General features: G+C 65.5%; 4 protein-coding genes. 2 read left to right on the top strand and 2 right to left on the bottom strand.

Translation table 11 applies throughout. The annotated features are described in order from the left end of the window. Positions 1–2,829: AMP-binding protein (locus JOZ00_RS19815; protein WP_293346767.1), on the bottom strand; the 2,829-nt coding region annotated here is incomplete at its 3' end. A 569-nt stretch (positions 2,830–3,398) separates the two neighbouring features. Next, entirely contained in the window at positions 3,399–4,391 is a 993-nt protein-coding gene (locus tag JOZ00_RS19810; protein ID WP_293346764.1) for a diacylglycerol kinase family protein, read from the bottom strand. Between the two features lie 144 nt (positions 4,392–4,535). Between JOZ00_RS19810 and JOZ00_RS19805 the strand changes: the two genes are divergently transcribed. Together JOZ00_RS19805 and JOZ00_RS19800 are read left to right on the top strand one after the other, a co-directional pair. After that, positions 4,536–5,405 (top strand): oxidoreductase, encoded by an 870-nt coding sequence (locus JOZ00_RS19805; protein ID WP_293346761.1) that lies wholly within the window; start codon positions 4,536–4,538, stop codon positions 5,403–5,405. A gap of 139 nt (positions 5,406–5,544) precedes the next feature. Next, positions 5,545–6,173, top strand: a 629-nt coding sequence (locus tag JOZ00_RS19800; protein ID WP_293346770.1) for a DMT family transporter, incomplete at its 3' end; no start/stop codon positions are given.

The raw sequence follows: 6,173 nt of genomic DNA, 5'->3' as shown, positions 1-6,173 counted from the left end.
CAGATCCGCGGGCAGCAGGCTGATCTGGTTGAGCGCGTTGACGGCCAGCCCGTGTTCGATCATGAACGCGGTGAGGCGCACCAGGATGTCATCCGTGCTCCCGAAGCCCGCCCGGGTGGGCGAGATCAGCGACGGCCGGTAGATGCGAACGTCGAGCCCTTTTCGCTGCGCGGCCAGCGCCAACTGCTCGCCGACCCACTTGGTCTGCGAGTAGCCGAAGTCCAGGCCGCTCATCGCCGCGTTCGCGTCCCACTCCCCGACCACCGGCTCGGTGCTCCAGCCGTAGATGAATGTGCTGGAGACCAGGTGGAACGACTTACGGTGCGCGGTCATGGCCAGACGCAACAGCTCTTGCGTGCCAAGCACATTGGTGGGCCGCAGGGCGTCGTAGGTCCGGATGTAGTTGACCAGGGCGCCGTTGTGCACGATGCCGTCGACGCTTTCAGCCAGCCGCTGGAACGCCTCATCACCGATTCCCAGTGCGGGCTCGGCGAGATCACCGCAGACGATTCGCACCCGTCCCCTGACCTCGGCTTCCAGTGCCGGGGACCATAACTGGGCGCGACGCAGCGAGGCGACGATCCTGTCGAGGCCGTGCTCGGCATCGGTGGCGCGGACCAGTGCGTGCAGGGTGTAGGACGTCTGCCCGAGCAGGCTAGACATCAGGAACGGCCCCAGGAACCCGGTCGCGCCGGTCACCAGGATGTCCCTCGGCACGCGTGCCGATGCCGGCGGCAGCTCCGGTAATGGCAACTGCGCGTCGGCACGCATCTGGGTGATCTCGTATTCCTCGTACTCCGCCGAGATCTCGTTCAGCGACCGGCGCAGGGCGTCGAGCGGTTGCCCGGATCCATCGCCGAATTGGCGCATGAGGCCGAAGAATTCGGCAACCGTCAAGCGCTGCAGGAGTCGCGTGTTGACTTCGTCGGCCAGTTCGCCAGCGCCGTGCTCTTCGAGCAGGCCCTGCAGGTCCGTGCGCAACTCGGCCAGGCTGAGTGAGTCGATGCCGAGGTCGGCGAACGAGCAGTCTTCCTCACCGGTCAGGTCGTAGCTGTCGATGAGGTGGCGGAAACGCTCCAGCGGTCCCGTGTTCGCGTCCGGCGCTTGGTGGGCACGGTGGGTGTAGCGGTCCACCACGGTCAGCTTGTCGTCGAGCCAGAGCGCACGCGTGTCCGCGCGCCTGACTTTCCCGGAGGTGGTCTTGGGAATGCTGTGCGGCGGAACGAACTCGATGGCGTGCGGATCGATGTGACAGTGCTTGCGGATGGCGCGGGCCAGGGCTTTTCCGTCCGGCACGGTGCGCGTGTCGCGCAGCTCGGCAACCACGACCAGCGCCTCTTCCTCCTCGTGCTCCACCGAGAGCGCGACGAGGCAGCCCTTCCGAATTTCCGGGGCCGATCGCTCCACGACGGCCTCGACGTCCGACGGGTAGGTGTTGACACCGCGGACGATGATCAGGTCCTTGGTCCGGCCGCAGACGAACAGCTCGCCCTCATATAGGAAGCCGAGATCGCCGGTCCGTAGATAGGTGCGCTTGTCGTCGCCGACGATGCGGGCTGCGAATATCTCCGCGGTCAGGTCGGGACGGTGCCAGTAGCCACGCGCCTTCGACGGACCGTCGACCCAAACCTCACCAATGTGGCCGTCGGGCAACGCTTCTCGTGTCTTGCCATCGACGATGCGGACGATGTTTCCGGCGGTGAGCTTGCCCGAACTCACCAGGAGGGCCTGGTTGTTGTTCTGGGGCAACGCCTTTTCGACGCGGACCAGGTTTTCGGCCAGCGCCCGCTTGTTCACGGCCAGGGTCTGCCGGCCCCGAAAGGAGACGACCAAGGTGTTCTCCGCCAGGCCGTAGGCACCGGTGACGGCCTCGGCGCGCAGACCGTAAGGCGCGAACCGGTCCCGGAATTTCGCGAAAGTCTTGGCGCGCAGCGGTTCTGCGCCGATGACCATGGAGTCCAGGCAGCTGAGGTCGATCCCGGCCAGGTCCGAGTCGGGCAGCTTGTCTTGCCGCAGGCAGTACTCGAGGGCGAAGTTAGGCGCCGGTGTGTGCGTCGCGCGCTGCTCGGCGATCAGCCGCAGCCAGGTCGACGGCCGCTTGAGGAAGTCCTCAGGCGACATCGCGTGCGTTGTCCCACCCTGCACCACGATGAAGAAGTAGGCGGAGATCAGGCCCATGTCGTGGTGTTGCGGGAGCCAGCTGACCGCGATTTCGCCGCCATCGTAGGCCGAGGCGTTCGCGATGACATTGGAGTGGCTGACGATCACGCCCTTGGGGTCGCTGGTCGACCCGGAGGTGTACTGCAGGAAAAGCACCTCGCCCGGCGTGTCCGCCACGGGGGCGCCGCCGTACTCGCGCGCGCAGTCCGTCGGGAACCAGGGCAGGTCGGGTAGCCCCTGGCTGTCAGGCCAGGCCAGCCCACCTTCTTGGAGGTGATTGACCAAAAGGCGATAGTCGTGCTCGAGCTGCTTGGTCGACAGCACCGCCTTGGCCTGGCAGTCCCGCGCGATATAGCTGAGTTTGGCCAGCCCCGCCTCGAACGCCATCGGCAGCGGTGGGCTGACCGGCACCGCGACTACGCCGATGCGCGCGCAGGCGAAGAACGCCGCCACCATCTCCAGCCCTGGGGGGTAGACGAGCAGCGTCCGGTCTCCCGGCTTCAGCCCGGTCTCTGCAGAAAGGTAGGACGCCAGCTCACGCGTCCGCCCGGCGAAGGTCTCGTAGGTGTAGCTCTCGAGCTCGCGGCCGTCGGCGTCGACAAACCGGAAGAGGGTCTGGTTCGGCTTTTGCGCTTCCCACGTCTGCAGGTAATCGATCAGCGTCTCCATGTAGGAGTCACCCCTTCCAGGCCGGGCTTAACCGGAAAAGAACTTCCTTCAGTCATTCGGTAAAGCCAATGTAGCGCCGCAGCCCTGCACCCGCAAAACGTTTCCAGCATTTACGACCACTGCCTATTAGTTTCACAGCCTAAACTTAGGAAGCGAAAGTGGGCCGAGAATCCAGCTACTGAACTTAATGCGAGAATACGGATCTCCGCCAGTACGGATCTCAGTAAGTCAGTTGGGCTCTACCAGGCCCTTCGCATCGACTACTCTGCGGATACTGACTTGCGGATACGCACATTAACTCGCCCAAAGAATTATTCGAGCAATTTTGGCTTTTAGTGGCCATTTCGTTTTTCCCGCCGGTAATTCATATTACGAAATGCCAACTCGAAAATACGCCGCGGACGGGCGCATATATCGGCATGTATCGCGGTAGGACGATTGCGCGGGTGCGGTCGTCGCACCCGGGCGACCGTCGTGGAGGCTCCTGAACTACGGAGTGCCGGGACTGATCTACTGACGTACTGACATCGGGTGGCCGGTTTCGGCCGGTAATCGCCTGGTGGTTTTCGTCACGCAGCCACCTGAGCGACCCGGATGCGTGGTCCGGCGGCGGCCGTCAGTCTGACGATGCCGGGGAAACGCTCGCCGTCGATGATCGGCGAGAGCGGTTCGTCTTCGGCTTCGATGAGCATCTCCCGGCCGTTGATATCGCGTACTCGAGAACCGTGCACGGTCCCGTTGGTGAGCGCCGCGGGGAGCTGCACGGCGATTTTCGACGGCCGCAACTCCCCCGCCTGGAAATGAAGGAGGCCAGGCTTTTCCGCCTTGGGAAAGAGCCGGAGCGGACCGGCGATTCGGAGGTCGATCGCGCCGGCGTGCAGCAGCCGGTGCGTCCGCGTCGGCACCTCCTCGCCGTCGATGACGACGCGGGCGCGGGTCGGGGTGAACAGGACGGACGCATAATTCGGCGTCTTCAAGCGGCCTGGGGTGACCTTGGAGGTCAGGTAGTCGCCGAGCGTGCGGGCGATCACCCGCGCGACGGCCAACCGGTCGTGATCCGGCTTGTCGTAATAACTTTCGTAGAAGCGGTTGCCCACACCTCCCGCCGCCAGCCCGAAGCACAGGCGATGAAACGGCCTGCCGTCCGCGAACTCACCGCGCAGATCCAGCGTGTCAAGCTGCATCTCAGGCGGGGGCTGACCCACCTCCGCCGCGTCCGTGAGCGCCCGAATGATCGCATCCGGCCGCCCTCGCACCCCCGCCTTGCGCGCGACGGCGTTGACGCTGCCCCCGTTGGTGGGCACGAAGGTCGGCCAGCGCTGTGGATCGGGAATGCAGCGTTCCACCTCGTTGATCAGCCAGTGCAACGCACCGTCGCCACCGTCGCCGACGAGATGCGTAAGCCGCGGGTAGATCTCCTCGACCGTCTTGCCCAGTTCGACGACGGACGCGGTTTGGTGCACCTCGCCCCACGGCCCGACGATGCGCCGCAACTCGTCGGCACGATCACCGCGTTTGCGGTTCCTGCGCGCGAGCGGATTGACGATGACGCCTAGGTACATCCGGAAGTCACCGCCGCATCGCTGACAGGTGAAATTCCGCTGGCCATCCCAGCACGATACCCGCGGCATTTTGGTGGGCCCGATCACGCCGTGGGCGCAGCGGCCGTTCGGATCCGCGCAATTTCGATAGTTAGGGTGGCTGTCATGCCTGGTTGGACCGCAGCAGACCTGCCTTCGTTCGCCGGCCGCACGGTGGTCATCACCGGCGCCAACGCCGGGCTCGGTGAGGTGACCGCCCGCGAGTTGGCCCGTGCCGGCGCCCACGTCATCCTCGCCGTGCGCAACGCCGAAAAAGGTCAGGACGCCGCCGCGCGCATGACCGGACGCGTCGAAGTGCGTCCGCTCGATCTGCAGGATCTGTCCTCGGTCCGGCGCTTCGCCGACGGGGTCACCGACGTCGACGTCCTGATCAACAACGCGGGCATCATGGCCACCAAGTACGCCGTCACCGCCGACGGCTTCGAAGGCCAGATCGGCACCAATCACCTCGGCCACTTCGCGCTGACCAACCTGCTGCTGGGCAAGCTCACCGACCGCGTCGTCACGGTGTCCTCGCTGATGCACCACTTCGGCTACATCAGCCTCAAAGACCTGAACTTTCAGTCCCGCCCGTATTCGGCGTGGCTGGCCTACAGCCAGTCGAAGCTGGCCAATCTGCTGTTCACCCGCGAGCTGCAGCGACGCCTGGATGCCGCCGGTTCTTCGTTGCGCGCGCTCGCGGCCCACCCGGGCTGGTCGCACACCAACCTGCAAGGCAACTCCGGCCGTAAACTGGGCGACGCGCTGGTGCTGGCTGTCGACCGAATCGTGTCCACCGACGCCGACTTCGGAGCCAGGCAAACCTTGTACGCGGCCTCGCAGAACCTTCGGGGCGATACATTCGTCGGCCCACGTTATGGCCTGTACGGCCGCACCCAACCGACTTGGCGCAACTGGCCGGCCACCCGGCCGGCGACCGCCGCCGCACTCTGGGAGCTGTCCGAGCAGCTCACGGACACAAAATTCCCGCTTTGAGAGGGGCGGTCGGTGACAGTCGCCGACCGGTAGGGCTCCGGGTGGCTGCCCGGCCGTGGAGCCTTGGACGCGCCCGGCGCACGGGTCGCGGTTAGATTGGAGCAAAGCGCAACTGCGGGCAGGCGAGGAGGTCATGGCAGTGTCGGACACGCACCTGGCGGCGATTCTCGCCCTGTGCGCCGCGTTTTCCGCCGCGATCGGCAACGTGATTCGCCAGCGGTCCGCGCAGGAGGTCACCGACAAGCAGGTCGGCCACCTGACGCTGTTCGGCATGTTGCTGCGCGACAAGCGTTGGTGGCTGGGCGGTTTGGGAGACATCGGCAGCTACGTGCTGCTGGCACAGGCCCTTGACGACGGCTCGGTGTTGCTGGTCATGTCGCTGCAGGTGACGACGCTGTTGTTCGCCCTGCCCATGTACGCCAAGCTGACGAATCATTCGATCACCCGCCGAGAGTGGTTGTGGGCCCTGCTGTTAGCCGTGGCGTTGGCGGTCATGATCGCGGTCGGGGATCCGACGGGCGGCCTGCAGCGCGCGCCGCTGCACACCTGGGTGGTGGTGGCCGTCGTGATCGGTCCGCCGTTGCTGTTGTGCTTGGTGGGTGCGCGCATCTGGTCGCAACGTCCGGCAGCGGCGCTGTTGCTGGCGACGGTGGCGGGTTCGTTGCTGGCCGTGTTCGCGGTATTGATGAAGGGCGTCGTCGACATCCTCGAACACAACGCCGGCCAGTTGTGGCACACACCGGAGCTGTACGCCTGGCTGTTCTGCGG

It is taken from the genome of Mycobacterium sp. (assembly GCF_019243155.1).
In the GTDB taxonomy this organism is placed as follows: Bacteria; Actinomycetota; Actinomycetes; order Mycobacteriales; family Mycobacteriaceae; genus Mycobacterium.
The sequence above is the reverse complement of the archived record's forward strand: the minus strand, read 5'-3'. Positions and strand labels throughout refer to the sequence as shown.